We start from the raw sequence: 17,715 nt of genomic DNA, 5'->3' as shown, positions 1-17,715 counted from the left end.
GGTCGGCAAGTGTAAAGGCGCCCGGCGTCCGCGCGGATGACAACCTTGACCGTCGTGGGCGAACTGGATACGTGCCGCCGACGTCGAGGACGGCAAGCGGCCCGGCGTGACGCAGGATGAGTCCTCTGAGCTACGTGAACTCCGCAAACGCAACTGGCTCCTCGGGCAGGAGAACGAGGTTCTGCGCAAGGCGGCCGCGTATCTCGCGCAGGGCAAACTGCCGGGAAAATAGCCTTCCCGCTCGTCCGTGCCCTGGCCGCGCGGTCGCGCAGATGCTGGCGGATCGCTCGGGACGATGAGCTTCGTCCCGAAGCCGGTCAGGCCGGGTTCGGGACGGCCATGCCCGTTCCTACGGTATACCAACGTAACAACGGTGCTGCTGCGGCGATGGCCACCCACGCCGACGCGAAGACCGGCGAACCGGAGTAGAACGAGGACACGGTGGTCGGCGAGGCATTGCTAAATGTCTTGGTCGCCCGACTGGAGGGCCACGGCAAACCGGTTTTCGGCTCCAACTCCCAGCTACGGGCGCTTTCCGAGGTCTGCTCGGGCCAGAGCGCCCGCGAGCGGTTCGCCGCCGACTTTGTGAAAGCTTGGACCAAGGTCATGGAGCTCGACCGGTTCGACCTCGCCTAAGCGGGCTTCTCGACGGGCCCGGCCGGTCCATGAGCGATCGGCAGGGCCCGCGCGGAGTAAGGCGCTGTCAGCCCGTTTCGGCGCGACGGTCAGAGTTTCAGTGCGACGCCGGATGCCCCGAATTCCGCTTCCAGGATGGCGTCGAGCAGGCGTCGGCTGACATCGCGAACTTGTTCCGGGTGGGTACGGCGCAGGTGATCGCGGATGACGTCGTGCAGACGCACGCCGTCCTCGGCTAGCTCGACAACCAGGGAGTGACGGAAGAACCGGTCGCACTCGCTGGTCATCGTCACCGTGTCCAAGTCCCATAGCGCAGAGAGCAGGCTGTAGAGCACCGGTAGCCGATCGGGAAACGCCATGAGGGTGAGGTATCGCTCCAGCGACGCCTCGCCGAAGGGAGAGGTCGCGGCCAACTCGTTGAGACTCAGCTGGAGGGTCGCGCCGATCTTCGGGCCGCTGTCATTGTCGGTGAGGCTGTCGAGCAGCCCGACCCCGCAGCGGGTCAGCGCGGCATCCAGCTCGTGGAAAGCCTGAGCGACTGGCATTCGTCGACGGACGTGGCCAATCAACACATCGTTGAGCAGTGACAGCGCCAGCGGCCACCGGCCCACTCTGTCCAGCAAGGCCGCCGGCGGCTCGACGGACGAGTCGACGTCCCGGCACAGCAAAGACCCGGCCTCTGCGCCGGTCATAGCCTCGACATCCAGTTCGCGGCCTCGCACGAGTCCCCTGCGTCTGGTTGTCACTAGACGCATGCAATGCGGACCGCCTACCAGGAACGGCTCCAGGTATGCCCGTTCGGACAACCCGTCGACCACGAGCAGCATTCGTCGTTCACCCAGCGCTGCCGCAAAGGCCTCCGTCGCACCTTCGATCGAAGCAGGCCGCTCCCTGTCATGGCCCGTCAGCACAGCCGCTGCGGTACTCAGGAGGTCGATCAGAACCGACTCGTCGGTATCGCTGTTCAGGCGGAACCAGTAGACACCGTCCCGGAAATGCTGCTGCGTCTGTGTGCACACCCACGACGCCAGCGTGGTCTTGCCAAAACCCCCCAGCACCGACCAACCCCACTCCGGTGGCTCCGGCATGGCAACGACGAACCACAGCGCTCCCGCGGCGCAGTCGAGACGCAGGGCCATCGACACGTCCACAGCGCTCGCGGGCTCGACGACGCTCCCATCGGCTAGCCGGCCCGGCCCCAGCTCCAGTCGCTCTCCACGAGCGGAGGTGTCGCGGATCGGCGTCCGCAGGTATCGGTCCCAGGGGCGGTTCCGGTGCTCAACTCCCAGTTCTGCGTGGATGGCATGGATTCTCCCAGGGGTGTGGTGTCAGCGAGGTGGCCGTCCGGCCGAGGCACGACGTCGACTAGCGGGTGGGCCAGGCGCGGATGAACAGATCTTGACCCGTATCACAGAAGGCGAGCATGTCCTCGTCCCGAGGAGCATCGAAGACCAGAAGTCGTGCGAGGATGCCACCTGCCACAAGCGCCGCGTGAATATGTGACATTTCTACCTCGCGGATCCGCCCAAGCCTCACTGTCCGGCGCTCAAGCAGATACTGAAATCCTACGCCAGCAACTTTGCCGCCGATATCGACCGCCAGTGCCGACGAGCGAGCAGCGATCCGGCCATCCGATCGCGAAGGCGGACCGCCGCCTCTCAACGGCTAAGGTAGCGATCTTGGTTCCTGGAGCGACCTACCTGCCATGGCGGAGGAGAAGCTGACCTTGTGGAACCGGACCCGTTCGTTGGCCGAAGCATGGCGAAAGAAGGCACGCCGCAGAACGCGAGAGTGGTGGTTAAGCACCGACCCACCAGGGAGGGCGAGCGAGTTTCGGCACTTCATTGAGAATGGATACCGCCGTCAGAACCTGGCGTGCCGGGCTGTTGCTGATCTGGCGCTGCCTCTTGAGCTGGATCTTGCCAGGTATCGGAAGCATCAACGCTACCTTCTGCGCGAGAAAGTAAGGATCCAGCGGTTCGCACTACTCGGCGCGGCAGCCTTCTTGATGGTACTGATCGCCGTGGAATACCGGATCGTTCGCCATTTCCAAGCACCGGGCCTTATCGGTTGGGCATTGGTGGGAATGGTCGTAACATCTTTTCTCATGCTTCCAGTCGCCTGGGCAATGCACTTGCTGTTGAAATATCTGCCCAGAACGGGGCTCCTCGTTGCTCTTACCTTCTACGTCGCGCTGGAGGCAGCAGCGGGGCTCATCGTGTATGGCGAGATTGTCGACAAGGGGCCGGTGCACATGATCGTCGGACACGTTCGCGAACGAGCCGACCTGTACTTCTTGGTGCATACCGTGCTCATCTACGCCTTCTTCCTGACGGTAGCCCTCATGCTGCCACCGATCAGCGCGTTTGCCAGACGACGACGCACGCTGCGAAACTCAACTGCCACCGCAATAGACGCGCTCGTCCGCTGTATTGAGCTTGCCCACGACGATGAGGAATTCATGCTACCTGATACGAGGCGGCAACTCGTCACCCACACGCGCGAGGTTGCCCGCATCCTCCAGCACGGGATCTGGCGATCGATGCGCGTGCGCAGCCCGCTCGCCTCGTCAGAGCTCAAGAAGCGCTGCGTGCGCGCCGGGCAGTCGATCGAGATCCTGTGCACGTGCCTGGTACTGCCGGAACGGACCACGCGCCAGGAATACCTGGACAAGATGCTCCGGCTCACCGACACACTGTTGTCCGGCAGGCTCGGCGAACTACCGGACGACCCCGAGCAGACAGCGGCCGTGGTCAGGAGCAACCTGGCCCTGGCGGGGCGGTTGGCGGTCGAGATAACGGTCAGCGTCGCGCCCTTGGCGGTCTACCTGCTGCTGCGCCACTTCCACCTGATCCCGGCTAACGCTGAATTTCCCGTGCTAACCCTCTGCGTGGCATGGCTGGCCACCTACGGCCTGAAAGCCCTCGGCCGCCACGACCCGAGCAGCTACTCGCAGCTCCCCAATGTGCTGGGCATATTCGGCAGCACCAAGTGAATCGTCATCGCCAAAGCGCGGATACGGTGCGTCTAGACCGCCGATTTCCTTCCGACGCTACCGGAAGGCTGGCCAGTTTGCTCTGGTGTGCCGATGTGACGCCTGGGTAGGCCTGCTGCTGGTGGCGGGGCTATGAGCTGGCGCGCGGGTCAATGCTTGCCTAGCCAGCTGCTTCGCCGACCTCCATCTGAGTGCGGCGTGCCTGGGTAGCAGTCAGGAGCCCGAGAAATAACGTAGGACCTTCCGAGGTGTTCAGGTAGAGTCGACGGTCTCTCGGCGGTGCCACGCGGGTGGCAACTCCCATCCGCCGGTGATCTACAGGGAGACACCTATGGGCCTACCCGTACCCCAAGGCCGCCAGCGTGACGTCGTCTACTTGGCTGGCCAGGGTCACCAAGTGGTTCTCGGTACCGCAGGCACCGGCAAGACTGTGATGGCAATCCATCGCGCTGCTCATCTGGCCGACGACCGCACCCGGAACTCAGGACCAACGCTCCTGCTGACTTACAACAACTCACTGGTGACGTATCTCCGTCATCTCGGAGACAAACTTCCCGGGGTGACTATCGAAACCTACGGGAAGTTTGCCCGCGGCTACCTTGCATCGCAGAATAAGATGGGCTACAACCAGATCGCAGGGCCTGATCAGCGACGCTTTCACTTGGCTCAAGCCTTAAAATCCACTGCTGCAGTCTACAAGCCCAACAAGTTCTTTGACCGCCCAAACGACTTCTTTCTTGACGAGCTCGAATGGATTGATGGTAACGGGCTAAATACTATTGAGGCGTATCTTGATGCGGACCGCGTCGGCCGCATGGCAGCTCTGCAGCCTGCTCAACGGCGGGCGGTCTGGGCAATCCGTGATGGCTACCTCGCCTCCCGAAAAGCGGGAGGGTACAAGTATGATTGGGCTTCTCTTCCGGCTTCGGTACGTGAGTCACTGGCGACCGATGCTAATCCACGTCGTTACAAGCACGTTGTAGTTGATGAGGCACAGGATCTTTTCCCTGAGGCGATACGGTCGCTAGCAGAGGCACTCCCAGAAGATGGCAGCCTGACTCTATTTGCAGACTACGCTCAGCAGATCTATGGGCAGCGAATATCATGGCGTTCATGCGGCTTGAAAGTAGCCAAGGCTGAGGTTTTTCTGGACAACTATCGTAATAGCCCGGAAGTCGCCCGGCTAGCGATCGCGATGGCTAAAATGCCCCACTTCGCCGATTCTGCGGACCTGGTGGAGCCTCGTGCGTCGCAACGCGCAGCAGGAGCGAAGCCCACTCTGAGCAGGTATTCCTCTCGGGAAGACGAGGTACAGGCGGTGTCGAGTACTGCCGCGCGCGTTGGGCGAACGAGTCGAGTGGGAATACTGGCGCGTACCCGAAGCGAAGCCAGGAAGGCTGTTCAAGGCTTATCCGGAGTCCGGATGCTGCACGATGACATGCGACGCTGGCAGGTTGACCCCGGTATATATGCCGGGACCTATCATTCCGCTAAAGGGCTTGAGTTCGACGTGGTATTTCTACCATTCTGCGGGGCTGACCGCTGCCCGGACAGTGACGCCGTTACTGCTTTTGGTTACGACGAGGCTGCAAGTCGAGAGAGTCGGCTGCTTTATGTTGGAGTCACTCGCGCACGAGCTGAGCTTGTAATTTCCTACACGGGTCAGCTGACGTCGCTGCTTCCGCCTTCCGGTTCTGGTCTGTATCAGGTGGCGCACTGATGATCGCGTATGACAATGCGGTTGTGGTCGAGATATTAACGCATCCGGTAACACGGCTAACACATTTCACGCCCGCCATGAACCTGCCAAACATTGTGAGCGACGGTCGTTTGCGCAGCGTTGCAGATCTTAGCGCAGATGTTAGAGCTTGCTACCGGCCCACGGATCGTCAACGCTTGGATGGCTATCCCGATAAGGTTTGCTGCAGTCTTCAGTATCCAAATGGTTTCTATTTCAACATAGCACGACAGAAGCATGATATTGTTAATTACCCTGATTGGGTCTGCCTGCTACTGGACAAGTCGGTGGCGGCAGTCGAAGGCACCTTATTCTGTCCTCGTAATGCCGCTGCTGCTGGAGGGAAGGCTATTGCCGGTGTTCAGGGCCTCCGGGACTGCTATGCGCATTCGGTTTCTGGACAGGGAGGCTTCACTCGTTCGCGTGGCCCGAGTCATGACCCAGCAAGCCCCACGGATGTACAAGCTGAAGTACTTGTAGTCGCTCCTGTGCCGATCTCGGCGATCCGTGCGATCGTCTTTCCGACAGAAGCTGCGGCTGCAGAGGAGTACGGACGGTTGGAACGGTTTGGGCAACTGCCTCCCGGCCACGTGAGCTGGGTTGTTTCGCCCGGTATGTTCAGTCCGGCAGACATAACCTCTGCTGTCCGATTTAGCCGGTATTTCTCTGAGACGGCCTGGTATCCACCAGCGCGACCCAAGGCGACACCATGACTGGAAATGAAGATGTTTCGCGTGCTGCACAGGGAATGTTCTTGGGGGCGGCCGCCGGTGACGCGTTGGGCTGGCCTCAGGAGATCCGCGGCAACCTGATCGGCGGGCAGAAGGAACGCGATCGAGCTGTGCCACGCCTCGAGTTTCGCGACTGGACTCGCCATGCCGGGCAATACACACGGCGCTACCGTGACCCAGTACGAGCTGGCGAATACAGCGACGACACCCAATTGCTTCTTGCGACGGCTAGGTGCTGCCTGGCCGGCGAATCTTGGTGGATGCGCCTCACGGAGGTTGAGCTCCCGGCTTGGCCTTTCTATCAGCGCGGTGGCGGCGGGGCGGTGTTAACTGCTGCGTCCTCTTGGGCTGATCGAAGGCCGCCGTGGAGAGGTCAAGGTTCAGCACAGGCGTCGAGAGTTGCTACGCGATATCGCAACGCGGGTGCTAACGGCGTAGCTATGCGCATCTCTCCGCACGTACTATTCGCGCACAGTCCGGATGAGCTTATTCGGCGGGTGCTTCTCGATGGGATCGCGACGCATGGACACCCAAGGGCGCTCGTCGGGGCGCTAAGTTACGCATTTGTATTGCGAAGCTGTCTCTTGTCGACAGGAACTCACGGATTCGGGGCAAATGTTCAGGCTGCCGTCGTTGGATTGGTCGATGTCGCGAATATTATCTCGCTTCTTCCTGAAGGTTGGGGTTCTGCGCGCGAAGTTGAACAGTTTGCGTCAACTTGGCGAGAAACAAATCAAGAGATGGAGCAGCTCCTCGGTATAGTTGCAGATTCTCTTGGGCAGGGTGCTATGAGCGACCCTGAGTCGACATTGGAGAAAATCGGATGCACAGATAAGGATATCGGTGGAGCCGGAACGGTCAGCGCTGCTGGAGCTGTATACCTTGCAAGCAGATTTGCTGCGCGTCCGCATGAAGCTCTGCTTTCTGCGGCTTACTTGAATAAAGCAGACACGGATACATTGGCGTCGCTTACTGCGGGAATCCTTGGTGCATTACACGGGCCTGATTGGCTCGGGGTTCTAGCGTCGACAGTGCAAGATGCTAGCTACGTCAGCGATATGGCTGCTCGTTGCGCGACGCAAAGCAAGTCGACTGCATCCTGGCCAACCAAGCGGTCGCGGACGCTGAGTCGCGAGATTAGGGAAGCTCTTTCAAAGCGCGAAGCGGTCGGCGGGGAATTTCCGGATGGACGCTCTTATCGCGTCGACGAGTTTGTGCTTCTTGGTCAAGAAGTATTGCGAGCAAAGCTTAGGCTAGATGACGGACAGACTGCACTGATTGACACTCCGTTGAAGTTGACAAGTGCTACGGATAGGAAATCAGCTGTCCTCGAGGAGGAGACAGTCGCTTCAGGGCGGGTTACCGTAAGTGGTAATACTGCCTCGGCCTCGACGAGCTCCGCTTCTTCCGTTGCCAGGAGTGGGGTGTCAAGGCAGCGTGTCGAAGCGCTTCTTGCCGCGAGAAATCTTGCAAAAACCGCCAGTTTCTATGCTCGGCTTATTGGGCGAGACATACCAGTTTCGGCTGGTATGGCCGAGATAAATTCTCGACTATTGATGTTTGAAGCCCCCGATGATTCCCCTATTGATTCAGACTTGGTCTCCATAAATGTTGCAGTCGACGACTTTTCGTCTATGAAATCGAGGCTTGGGCTTCGCGAGTCGGAACTAGTTGTTCGGGATGGCGTATTTGAAGTGCGAGATCCTGACGGTAGAACTGTTCGAGTTAGACAATCGACTTCTGATATCGCCAAAGGTGGAAATCGGCGAGCCTGATAGGTCTGCAGAGTGCGATTGGGGAAAGGAGTCGACTGTTCCGTGTCGACGGCTACGCGGATCCTAGCGTGGTGAAGTGGCTGATGGGTCGGCCAAGCCGCACCAATCGGAGTACGATATGCAAGTTGCACGATGGCGCGTTGGTAGGCCGGTCTCGTTTCATTGGTGGGCGTCGGCAGGTGACATCGCGGGCAGGGTGTTCCCCTGCAAGGTGCGTCAAGGCTCGCGGACTTGCTGGTGGCACCCGCTGTTTGTCCCTGCGACTTAAGTAGCGGGCCCGGCAGCCTCCTCCTCATTGCCGGGTTTCAGCGGCACTAACGTCCGCCGATCGGGTGCAGTTAAGTGTAAAGAGCGAGGTGGTAAGCCCTGGTGCGCCATCCGACTCTTAGAACTCGGAGTCGCCGAGCGGGAAATGCTCTTTGTCCCAGAGTTGGCGTAGCGAGATCAGAGCGGCGCGATTGATCATCGTGATTTCGTGCGTCGTTCGGGCGATGAGTCCTTGTTGCTCCAGGTAGGTGAGTGATTTGCGGAGCCGGTGGGTGGTGTAGCGGCCGTTGTGTTTTGTTGCCGCGACTTCTGCTGCGAGTGAGTCGCGCAGGTCCGGAGTTCGCTGGTGCCAGAGTTCGAGGAGCCGGGTGCGGTCGCAGGTTGGCTGGGCGTGGTCGGTGATCTCGAGGATGAGGTCGGCGACGTCCACGGTTTCGCCGGTGACGTGTGTGCCTTGGAACTCGATGAGGCCGTTCTTGACGTGGCGGGCGGCTCTGCGGCGGCCGCGTTCGGAGGCGACGGCGTCGGTGAGCCGGTGGCCAGCTTGGTCTGAGGTGGGCCAAGGGAGGAGTTGCAGCCGGGCCCAGAGTGCGGTGTCGGCGAGTGATTCCTCGCCGCTGTGGGTTTGGCGGTGGTCGTCAACAGCGACCGCCAGTGTCAACAGCGAGTGACGCAGGGCCTCCACGACGGTGTCGCGGTGAACTTGGCGCACGCGGTCGAGGGCCAGGGCGAGGTGTTGGTGCAGAACAGTGTTGAAGCGGCTGGAGCGTTCACGCCAGGCGGTGAACTCGCGGTACTGGTTGACGTGCTCGACAGCGGTCATGAGCCCGGCGTCGCGTTGTTTATCGGCGAGCTTGATCTTGTCGCGGCGGAGTGTGGCTGCGTGGTTCGCGTTGGCTTCGATGTTTTTGAGTACGCGGTAAGTCTGGGAGACGCGGTCGTCGGCGAGCAGGGCTTCCCATCTGCCGCGGTGTGTCCGGGTGAGGGCTTCTCGGATGTAGTGCTCGGCGGCTTCGTCGTTCGTCGGGTCGTATGGGAGCGGGTTCGGCACGGTGGTCTCTCACTTGGCGGGCGTTTCACGGTGGCATTCGGCGCAGAGCTGCGCATCCGGCGGCAGGAAGCGTCGACGAGGCCGATGCGTGCGCAGCGGGTCAAGACCGCGGTGTACTCGCCGGCCCGAATCGGCATCGGCTTCTCATCGACCTGGTGCAGGTCATACGGGGCGGTGAAGCCGACACACAGCTGGCCTGGAGCGGCTGCCGCGAGGAGCTGTCTGTCGCCCGGCTCGAACGGCAGGTCCAGGTCGACGAGCGGCCAGATCAGCGCGTCCACGCCGAGCTGTGGATCACGGTGCCGGGGACGCGGGCGCAGCGGGTGCACGGTCGCCAGCACGGCTGTTCCGCCGCGCGCGGGATGGCGGTCCACGGACGCGGCAAAGGCCTCGGTCGGGGTTCGGCTTCTGCGCCCAGGGGGCCGGATCGGGACTCCGTCCGCGACCAGGAAGGCGCGCACGGTCCGAACAGTCATGCCGTAGAGGACCGCGAGTTCTCGCAGGGTGCCGCCAGCCTGGTAACGGGCACTCAGCCCCAAGGGCGGGCGTGCGGCCCGGGGGTTTCGTGATGCTACGGCGTGCGTGGGCCGGTAGCTCGTCACCGGTCATGCCTGACTGGTGGTGTTCTGGTTGAGACGTTCATCAGAGTCGGTGTCCCGGAAGGTGGGGTACCACCTCCTCGCGCGAGGAGGTGGCACACCGAGGTCGCTTGTCAGGCGGCGTTGCCGGTGCGGGCGACGTGGTAGACCCAGTCCCGCAATTCCGGGTCGCTGGTGAAGACGTCGGGCTGGGTTCCGCAGAACCTGGGGTCGGCCGAGCGGCTGGCGGTTCCGACAAGCTGGGGTATGCCGTCGATGGTGGCCAGCGCGGGTGTCCCGGAGTCTCCGTAGCAGCTGCCGTCGGTGCCGGACGGATTGTCGGTGCAGATCTCTCCGGCGGACATGAACGCTGTCGCGCAGCGCGACGAGGCGGTGACACGGGTGTCGAGCTGCTGCAGGTGCCTCGGCAGGACGCTTCGGGTGCTGTCGGGTTCGGTCACGCCCCAGCCGTACACGGCGACTTTGTCGCCACGCCGGGCTGCATCGCGGGCGAGCTGCACGGTCGGCTGCTGCAGGAGGTAGTCGAGCTTGAGCATCGCGGCGTCGAAGGTCCTCTTCTTGGGCGCGTCCTTGCCCCATTGCCAGCCGGGATGGATCACGATCTTGCTCACCGACGCGGTCTCGCCACCGGCGAGCCGATCGAGGCTGCCGACCCGAACGTGGAATTTCTTGTCCGCGGTCGGGATCGGCGCAGGGTCGGCGTTGAACCACTGAACGGCTGTCGCTCGGGCTGCCGCACCGGCGGGCGGGTCGGTGACGCAGTGCGCGGCGGTTAATACCCAGCCGCGGAACACCAGGCCGCCGCCGCAGGTGTGGTAGTCGACGTACTGCTCACCGTGTTCCGGTGCGTCGTACTGCAGCGAGGTGATCCCCGGCGGCGCGGTCGCGGCCGGATTGCCACCGACGATCATCGGTTCGATCGCAGGCGGCGGTGTGTCAGTAACGGCCGTCGCTGCAGGGGCGGTCAGCGCGGAAGTGATGCTGACCGCCACGGCGGCCGCGAACGACCAAGTCTTTCTGTGCAAGGGGCCTGTCTTTCTGTCGATGAAGGGGCGTGAACCGTGCATTGACGAGTTGCTACCTGCGGAGTGGGCGGCCCGCGTCCGGGGTGATCTACACGTGGCGGGGGAAGGCGCACCCAGCTCACTGTTTCGCGGCGCCAGGGAACAGCATGAGCGGAAGTCGTTGTCAGCGGGGCGGCGGCCTTTGCTGCGTTCGCGACTGACAAATTCGGGGTAGGCGGGGAGTCGGCTGGTCGTGATACGCCGTGGTCTGCGGGAGGTCGAGGTCGGTCCTGGGCCACGCCGGGTGAGGTTGCTGATGCTCGGCCGCGATACGGGCGGTGATGCCCGCTACGGAGTCTGGGCGAGCGTTCCAGCGTCGACGCCGTCGGCGGGAGCGGGCTCGCATGGCAAGAACTGCGCCAGCCACCAGCAGGATCGACACGAGGTCCATGGGCAGGGCCGGGTTCATCGCCGGTCCGGTTGCTTTGGAGCATTAGGCACGCATCCAGTCGTGGATCACGGGTTGTTCAATGATGTATCGCGCGGGTGCACACGGGCTCGACCGTTCTGTGCGCGCTCGGGAGATTGAGCGTTACGTAGACCGGCGCGCTAAGAGGGAAAGGTCCTTGGCTGTCGTTCTTCCTAAGAGAATTCGTGGCTAGCAGGTTCCGCGCCCGTGTGCGTTGTGGAGGCGAAGTAACCGTGGTCGGATTGGTCGAAGCCAGGCCAGAACAGGCTCCCGCGCAGGAGATGTAACAGGGGCATCAGTTCTTCGGACAGTCCCGGGCTGACGGCCACGGCGCAACGGGAATGCGCGGAGTGTGGAGTGGCGTCGGAGTCAAGAACGAGAGCTCCGGCCTCACGGGCGATGACGGCGCCGGCTGCGGTGTCCCAGGTGCGGTTGCCGAGCAGAACGCAGGCGTCGAGGGTTCCGTCGGCGACCCATACCAAGTCGAGTGCGGTGGATCCGTACCGGCGGAGTCCCTGCGCGCGTGCGGTGAAGGAGCGATCCAGGGAGGCGCACAGGACGTCACGCAAACCTGCGTCGGTACCGCTGCCGTAGTCGCCGAAACCGATCAAGGCCTTGTCGAGCCTGTCGGTGCTTGAGGGCGTGATCGGGTCGCCGTCACGAAAGGCTCCGCCGCCTTCGGCCGCCGAGTACCGGTGCCCGAGAAAGGGCAGAGCGGTGACCCCGAGCACTGGTTGGCCATTGTGGACCAGGCCGAGTGCGATCGAGCAGAGTGGGTTGCCGTGCTGGTGGTTGATCGTTCCGTCGATGGGATCGAGGACCCAGTAGGTGTCACGATTTCCGATCGGTCCCGTCTCTTCCCCAAGGAAACCGGTGTCGGCATCGTCGTCGGTTGCCAAGCACTGGTGTACGAGCCGCTCGACGGTCTCATCGACATCCGAAACGGGGTCGCGGTCACCTTTGTAGCGGATCTGACGTGGACGGTGGCGAAGTACGTGTTCCACGGCGAGGTCCATTGCGGTGTGAGCTTTGGAGAGTGCCGATGCGAGATCAAGTTGCTGCGCCATATGATTCCTTAGACTTCACGTTGTCGGCGGCATCGCCGTGCGGTGGTCTACTTGCTTGCTGAAAAGGAATTGCCGGTATTAGCGGCCGCGATCGTTCTCCCACAACAGCGTGTGAAGTCGGGGAGATAGGTGCCAGCGGCGCGACAGCACGGGTTCGGCCAGCAGTCGCATCCGTGTCAGCACGGTGGAGCTGTCGGTGCCCTCCGGCATGATCCAGACGGGGTGCAGGTCGTAGGTCCCCACTAGTTCCTGGACCTCGTCCAAGTCGTCGATATCTTGGACTACGAACTTCCAGACGGCCTTCCCTGTGTCGGCGAGGTGGCGCAGCACCGCTGGGCGAATGCGTTGACGTCGGCGCAGCCCAGAATTCGCGAGCTTCGGCGAGACGTTGAATCGTGTCGCCGCCGCAGTGAGCAAGTCCGTGGGCGGGATAGTGCCGGAGGTCTCGATCTCGATATCGGCGACGAGCGAGTGCTCGCGGATCGCGCATAGTAGCCGCTCCAGGACACGCGGCTGCAGCAACGGCTCGCCGCCGGTGATCACGAGCAGGTCGACCGGAGTGGCGGCGAGCCAGGACAGGATGTCGTCGATCGAGAGAATTCGCTGCTCGGCGGTGAGGTCGTACCGGTTTGGGTCATGGGTTTGCGGTGTGTCGCACCACGTGCACGACAGGTGGCACCCGAATAGGCGGATGAAGTGCGCGTACCGGCCAGTGCTTGGTCCCTCGCCTTGAAAGGTGGGGCCGAAGGTTTCGTTGACCACCAGGTCGCGGCCAGGGTCGGACACAGTGGGTGGCTTCACAGCGCGTCCGCCGGGCCGAAGGTCGCTGTGTTGAGGTGCGTTTCACGAACGAGCACCCGACCGACCGAGGCCGTAGGAGCACAGGGCAGCGCGACCAGTACGGCCTGGCTCACTCGTCGCAGCAGCACCGCTACTGCTTCGACAGTCGGCCAGGGCAAGTCGGAGGCCAATCGTTCCTCATCGCCGACCGCTTCCCGATCGTCCGTGCCGAAGCGAAAGACTTTGGATCCCGCGCTGTAAAGGTGCAGCGTGAGCGGATCCCGGATGCCGAGCATGGTTCCGTGATCGAGGTGGGTGTCTATCCAATGCCGGACTCCGGCCTTAAGGGCGCCGAACTCCACGACTGTCCCGTCGCTGCTCAGAGCGGGAGCGAACACGGGTACCGTGACCCTCCAGGAATGTCCATGCAGGCTGGTGCACTTGCCCTGCAACTGCGGTAGCCGATGGGCGGTTTCGAAAGTGTGCTCGATGCTGATCTGGTGCACCATCGGCGCGACAGTGGCCACCGCGAGCTTCCCCTGGTCGGGACTGATCTGCCCGTTTGCCTCCGTGTCGTGCATCGTGAGAGTCGAATCCTTTCACCGCGAGTGCGGGGGTCACACGCCTCGTCAAGCGGAAGATGGCTGTGGTGGGGGGGGGGGGGGGGGGGGGGGGGGGGGGGGTTTCCTCCCCCCCCCCCCCCCCCCCCCCCCCCACGACAGTCAACGACGGATAGCCAGCGGCATCCAGAGCGCCAATGAGGCGTCGATGAGGCGCGGACAGTGCGTCGCCCACCCTGAGCAGGGAAGCGCGGCGAAGCCAAGGGGCATATCCACTAGCCCGTGTTCACCAGGTCGGGTTCGTGCGATGTGCAGGTCGGGCACGGGGTCAACTTTCGTAGCCGAACGAGTACGTCCTGTCTCCGATGTGTACACAGCCAGGTCGCGGACCTTCTTGCCGGCGGATCGCCGCCAGAGCCTCGGCGAGCAGCGTCTCTAACTGGGCTACGGTTCGCCGTTCTTGCAGCAATACCAGGTGCGTCCGAGGCGGCTTCGCCTCACCGTCCCCGATCGAGTCGTCGACTGCGGCCTGGATCCGGGCACAGTCCTCGAGTCCATGCTGTCGGCGGCTCCAGCGCGGCGGAAGCTCCGCATCCGCCGCGAAGGGCACGGTGAACACGTGACCGCGTGAACATGCGAACTGGGCGGTCAATCGGGCAGCGGGCTCGACGCCTTGATCAGATTCCACGCTGGCGCCGCCCCAGCGGTAACCGCGCAACACAGCTTGTGGCATCTACCTGGTGCCGTTCTGGCGAGTCGCGCGCTCAGTGCGACGCGTGGGCGAGGGAGTGAATGGGCGGCCGCCGCGCGCACGCAGCTGTACGCCGGATTCATGCAAGAGCCGGTGGATGAAGCCGTAGGAGCGGCCAGTCTGCTCGGCCAGGGTGCGGATGCTGGAACCGCGTTCGTACATTTTCTTCAGTTCCGAGCCCATGCTGGACCTTGCGGCACCCGTGACCTTCTTCCCTTTTGCGAACTTCGAGGCCGATGTCATGGCCGCCAGCTCCATACGTGACAAACGGTCGTTCTCGATCGCGCTGATTGCCCGCCGTGCAACGTGGCGAGTGTTGATGCAGATGTCCACGCGTCACGAGAGCGGCTATAAGTGGCGGCGGTGGCAAGGCGGGCTACGCTACCGTGCCGCGCTTCCGAAACGAGTACGTGCATCGAATTCATTCCCTTCATGTTTGTTTTGACACCTGCCCGTTGAATTAGGCGAGGTTTCTCGCTTCCTGAAACGGGCAGGTGAAGAAATCGCTCCTGCGAGAATTAGGTCGCGATATGAGCCAGAGGAACCGTGGGCTGCCAGTCTCACTTCCGCATATACATTGGCGTGCGCCAGTAGATCGCCCCGTCGCCGTGGGGCACCAGAGCGCGCAGGGAGCGATCGTAGGGCGCGAATGCGGCGTTGAGTGCCATAAGCTGCGTCGTTGAATTTGGGGTAGCGTGATAGATGCGCACGATGCGGTGACGAGTTGGCGATCCCTCGACCAGCCTCTCGGAGTGTGGTAGTCCGAACGGGTGCAGCTCGCCGAGGGGGTACTCGGCCTTGATCAATAGCCGGTTATCGTGGCAGGTGACCGGCGAGACAAGGTGACGTTCATGGGTGTTCAGCGAAAGGCCTTCGCGGCTCGGCGCGAGGCGCTCGGCTTCACCCAGGAGACCTTCGCTCAGCAGCTCAAGGTGGAACTCTCGACGGTCGGGCGCTGGGAGCGCGGAACACTGACGCCGCACCCCTGGAGACGTCCCCGCATAGCCGAGTTACTTCGCGTCTCTCTCGACGAACTCGAGATCCTCCTCAATCCCCCAGCGCCTGCTCCTGCTATGGCGGCCCCGTCGAACCGGCGCGAGGTCACGCTGGATGACGCCCTTCTCGCCGGCATTGCGGCCACCCAACGTGGTGGCAAACGCGGCGAGGAGTCGCAGCGTCGCCGGATCGACCCGACCGGACTGTCAGCGCGGGTTGCGGATCTTCATCGGAGATATCAGGCCGCTCGATATGCCGATGTCGCCCAGCGACTGCCGTCGGTCAGGGAAGCTGTCAACGGCCTGATCGGCAATGGGCCAGCGCAGAAGCGGCGGGACACACTAAGGCTGCAGTGCAGTCTGGAGATCGTCGCGGCCAAGCTGGCGACGAAAATGGGTGACGGTGAGGCGGGTCTGGCGGCCGCCGAGCTTGCGCGCATCGCGGCCGAAGACGCTGAGGACACCTTCGGCCTTGCCGCGGCGGCGTACCAACGAAGCTGTGCGCTGCTGCGCACCAGTAGCGCAGAGAGTTCCGAACAGATCAGGGATGCCGAGGAGCTAGCGGTCTCTGCCGCTGCCGCTCTGCGAGACCAGGACGCGCAAAGCTTGACCTGGCGGGGCGCGTTGACCCTGATCGGTTCGGTGATCGCCGCGCGCCGCGCGGACCATGTCGAAGCGGGCGAACGGCTCAAGCACGCTGATGAACTAGCTAGGCGACTCGGCGTTGACGGCAACATCGGGTGGACCGCGTTCGGTCCGTCGAACGTGCTGATCCATCGCACGTCAGTGGCGGTCGCTCTAAGCGATCCCCATCGGGCGCTGGCGACAGCGGAGCAATTGGACATCACTGGGTTACCGGCCGGCTTGAACGGTCGCCAGGCGCAGTTCCACCTGGACAGCGCATGGGCGCACACACAGCTCGCTGAAGACCCACAGGCAGTGATCCATCTGCTGGAGACCGAGCGTGTGGCTCCTGATCTGGTTCGGGCCAACTCGAACGCGCGATCGCTGATCGCGGATTTGCTGGCCCGTGAGCGCCGCATAGAGGTGCCGGCGTTGCGAGGTCTCGCGGTGCGAGCAGGGGTCGCGGTGTGACCCCTGCTCGACAGTGTCTCTATCTGGTGGCAGCGGCAGCGCCGCCAGTGTTGCGGCTCGAGGAATTCATTCCCCGGCTGTCGGCCGACGGCTGGACGGTGTGCGTAATCGCGTCACCGACGGCCGCCTCGTGGGTTGACCTCGACGCTTTGGCTGCGGCGACAGGATGTGTGACGCGGGTGCGTCCGCGGCCGCCTCGCCAGAAGGAGAAGTCACTTCCGCGAGCTGACGCTGTTCTCGTCGCGCCACTGACGTTCAACTCGGTGAACAAGTGGGCGGCAGGTATCAGCGACACGTTCGCGTTGGGCGTGCTCAACGAGATGCTTGGCAGCGGAGTCCCTATCGTTGCGGCTCCGTGTGTCAAACCGGCACTTCGTCGGCACCCCGCTTACGCAGACAGCGTCGCCCGACTCACGAAGGCCGGGGTGACGCTGCTCGACCCGGACACGATCACCACCCGAGCCGAGGACGGCTTGGCCACCTTCGACTGGTCGTACGTCATCTCCGCCCTTCGCGTTGCGATCACGTCCGATACGGATAGATGAAACGGCCCGCTGCGCGATGTGGTTCAGCAGGTCACAGGGCAGGGGCTGCTGGGAGGCGTCCGAGTACGGGCAGCGGCACGAAGTTCTCCGCGTGGGTGACACCGATGCGACTTCCCCAGAGGCGTGCGAGTGTCTCGGCCATCGGCCCGAAGTGGTCGGTGATCGGCTGGGAGGCGTGCGCCGCGAGGGCACGTTGTTTTTGTTCGTAGGTATCGGTGATGTCAATGATGGTGTGCGCGGGAATGGGACCGTCGAGGGTGAGGCTGTTGTAGGAGTCGGCGGTGTAGACCCGGTGTGGGTGGCCGGTGGCGATGACGACGTCGGGCAGGGCCGCGACGAGTGTGTCGGCGACCGCGCGGTGGTCGGAATGGACGTCGCGAAGCGGGTGGGTGATGACGACCTCAGGCCGGACAGCGAGCAGTAGTTCGCGCAGCGACGCCACGGTGGGCCGGTCGTATTGGTACAGCGTGGCCCCCAGGATCGCCGCGCCTGCCGCGGCTTCGGTGTCCCGTCCTGGTTCGTTGTGGTGTGGGACGGCGATGGTGACGGTGGTCCCGGAGGCGGAGCAGCGTGCGAGGGTTCCGCCGGCCCAGAGTTCGGCGTCGTCGGGGTGGGCCATCACGGTCAGCACGGACGCTGGGGCGGTGAACGGCACGC

Annotated in this window: 18 protein-coding genes; 9 read left to right on the top strand and 9 right to left on the bottom strand. The window is 63.1% G+C overall.

All coding sequences use genetic code 11. From position 1 onward, the window contains the following. The first annotated feature begins 106 nt into the window (after window positions 1-106). Both ACZ6DT_RS37665 and ACZ6DT_RS37660 read left to right on the top strand, forming a co-directional pair. On the top strand, window positions 107-232 hold the full coding sequence (locus ACZ6DT_RS37665) for a hypothetical protein (protein ID WP_465604161.1): 126 nt from the start codon (window positions 107-109) through the stop codon (window positions 230-232). 209 nt (window positions 233-441) lie between these two features. Then, a complete protein-coding gene (locus ACZ6DT_RS37660; RefSeq protein WP_465604253.1) occupies window positions 442-636 on the top strand; it encodes a hypothetical protein in 195 nt (64 codons plus the stop codon). An 89-nt stretch (window positions 637-725) separates the two neighbouring features. Here the strand turns inward: ACZ6DT_RS37660 and ACZ6DT_RS37655 are convergent, their stop codons facing one another. Beyond that, entirely contained in the window at window positions 726-1,775 is a 1,050-nt protein-coding gene (locus tag ACZ6DT_RS37655; protein WP_465604159.1) for an NB-ARC domain-containing protein, read from the bottom strand. A 566-nt stretch (window positions 1,776-2,341) separates the two neighbouring features. Between ACZ6DT_RS37655 and ACZ6DT_RS37650 the strand changes: the two genes are divergently transcribed. The 4 genes from ACZ6DT_RS37650 to ACZ6DT_RS37635 all read left to right on the top strand — a co-directional run bounded on the left by ACZ6DT_RS37650 (window position 2,342) and on the right by ACZ6DT_RS37635 (window position 7,875). Continuing rightward, entirely contained in the window at window positions 2,342-3,631 is a 1,290-nt protein-coding gene (locus ACZ6DT_RS37650) for a hypothetical protein (protein ID WP_465604157.1), read from the top strand. A 331-nt stretch (window positions 3,632-3,962) separates the two neighbouring features. Beyond that, complete coding sequence (locus tag ACZ6DT_RS37645; RefSeq protein WP_465604156.1) at window positions 3,963-5,351, top strand: 3'-5' exonuclease; 1,389 nt, start codon at window positions 3,963-3,965, stop codon at window positions 5,349-5,351. After that, window positions 5,351-6,082 carry a DarT ssDNA thymidine ADP-ribosyltransferase family protein gene (locus tag ACZ6DT_RS37640; protein ID WP_465604155.1) on the top strand — a complete coding sequence of 244 codons (732 nt, stop codon included), beginning with the start codon at window positions 5,351-5,353 and terminating at the stop codon, window positions 6,080-6,082. Before ACZ6DT_RS37645 ends, ACZ6DT_RS37640 begins: the two co-directional genes overlap by 1 nt. Beyond that, a complete protein-coding gene (locus ACZ6DT_RS37635) occupies window positions 6,079-7,875 on the top strand; it encodes an ADP-ribosylglycohydrolase family protein (RefSeq protein ID WP_465604153.1) in 1,797 nt (598 codons plus the stop codon). The genes ACZ6DT_RS37640 and ACZ6DT_RS37635 overlap by 4 nt, the downstream gene beginning before the upstream one ends. 385 nt (window positions 7,876-8,260) lie before the next feature. On the opposite strand, the gene ACZ6DT_RS37630 is transcribed toward ACZ6DT_RS37635, so the two are convergent. Then, entirely contained in the window at window positions 8,261-9,193 is a 933-nt protein-coding gene (locus tag ACZ6DT_RS37630) for a hypothetical protein (protein ID WP_465604152.1), read from the bottom strand. A gap of 155 nt (window positions 9,194-9,348) precedes the next feature. On the opposite strand from ACZ6DT_RS37630, the gene ACZ6DT_RS37625 reads away from it, so the two are divergent. After that, window positions 9,349-9,762 (top strand): hypothetical protein, encoded by a 414-nt coding sequence (locus tag ACZ6DT_RS37625; RefSeq protein ID WP_465604150.1) that lies wholly within the window; start codon window positions 9,349-9,351, stop codon window positions 9,760-9,762. A gap of 143 nt (window positions 9,763-9,905) precedes the next feature. Here ACZ6DT_RS37625 and ACZ6DT_RS37620 read toward each other — a convergent pair whose 3' ends face one another. The 6 genes from ACZ6DT_RS37620 to ACZ6DT_RS37595 form a co-directional block, all read right to left on the bottom strand. Next, window positions 9,906-10,703 carry a S1 family peptidase gene (locus ACZ6DT_RS37620; RefSeq protein ID WP_465604148.1) on the bottom strand — a complete coding sequence of 266 codons (798 nt, stop codon included), beginning with the start codon at window positions 10,701-10,703 and terminating at the stop codon, window positions 9,906-9,908. A gap of 735 nt (window positions 10,704-11,438) precedes the next feature. Beyond that, complete coding sequence (locus ACZ6DT_RS37615) at window positions 11,439-12,281, bottom strand: inositol monophosphatase family protein (RefSeq protein ID WP_465604248.1); 843 nt, start codon at window positions 12,279-12,281, stop codon at window positions 11,439-11,441. A gap of 129 nt (window positions 12,282-12,410) precedes the next feature. Continuing rightward, on the bottom strand, window positions 12,411-13,118 hold the full coding sequence (locus tag ACZ6DT_RS37610; RefSeq protein WP_465604147.1) for a 7-carboxy-7-deazaguanine synthase QueE: 708 nt from the start codon (window positions 13,116-13,118) through the stop codon (window positions 12,411-12,413). Window positions 13,119-13,129: 11 nt separating this feature from the next. After that, window positions 13,130-13,693 (bottom strand): 6-pyruvoyl trahydropterin synthase family protein, encoded by a 564-nt coding sequence (locus tag ACZ6DT_RS37605; RefSeq protein WP_465604145.1) that lies wholly within the window; start codon window positions 13,691-13,693, stop codon window positions 13,130-13,132. Between the two features lie 307 nt (window positions 13,694-14,000). Next, the gene (locus ACZ6DT_RS37600) at window positions 14,001-14,405 is read right to left on the bottom strand and encodes an RNA polymerase-binding protein RbpA (protein ID WP_465604143.1); all 405 of its coding nucleotides are present in this window, start codon (window positions 14,403-14,405) and stop codon (window positions 14,001-14,003) included. Further along, complete coding sequence (locus ACZ6DT_RS37595) at window positions 14,406-14,666, bottom strand: helix-turn-helix domain-containing protein (protein WP_465604247.1); 261 nt, start codon at window positions 14,664-14,666, stop codon at window positions 14,406-14,408. A gap of 608 nt (window positions 14,667-15,274) precedes the next feature. Between ACZ6DT_RS37595 and ACZ6DT_RS37590 the strand changes: the two genes are divergently transcribed. Together ACZ6DT_RS37590 and ACZ6DT_RS37585 are read left to right on the top strand one after the other, a co-directional pair. Continuing rightward, entirely contained in the window at window positions 15,275-16,513 is a 1,239-nt protein-coding gene (locus ACZ6DT_RS37590; RefSeq protein WP_465604141.1) for a helix-turn-helix domain-containing protein, read from the top strand. 26 nt (window positions 16,514-16,539) lie between these two features. Continuing rightward, window positions 16,540-17,058 (top strand): flavoprotein, encoded by a 519-nt coding sequence (locus ACZ6DT_RS37585; RefSeq protein ID WP_465604140.1) that lies wholly within the window; start codon window positions 16,540-16,542, stop codon window positions 17,056-17,058. A 31-nt stretch (window positions 17,059-17,089) separates the two neighbouring features. On the opposite strand, the gene ACZ6DT_RS37580 is transcribed toward ACZ6DT_RS37585, so the two are convergent. Then, window positions 17,090-17,713: a PIG-L deacetylase family protein gene (locus tag ACZ6DT_RS37580; protein WP_465604138.1), complete on the bottom strand. Its 624-nt coding sequence runs from the start codon at window positions 17,711-17,713 to the stop codon at window positions 17,090-17,092. Between the last annotated feature and the right edge of the window lie 2 nt (window positions 17,714-17,715).

The organism is Amycolatopsis sp. NPDC041971 (assembly GCF_055588925.1).
The sequence above is the reverse complement of the archived record's forward strand: the minus strand, read 5'-3'. Positions and strand labels throughout refer to the sequence as shown.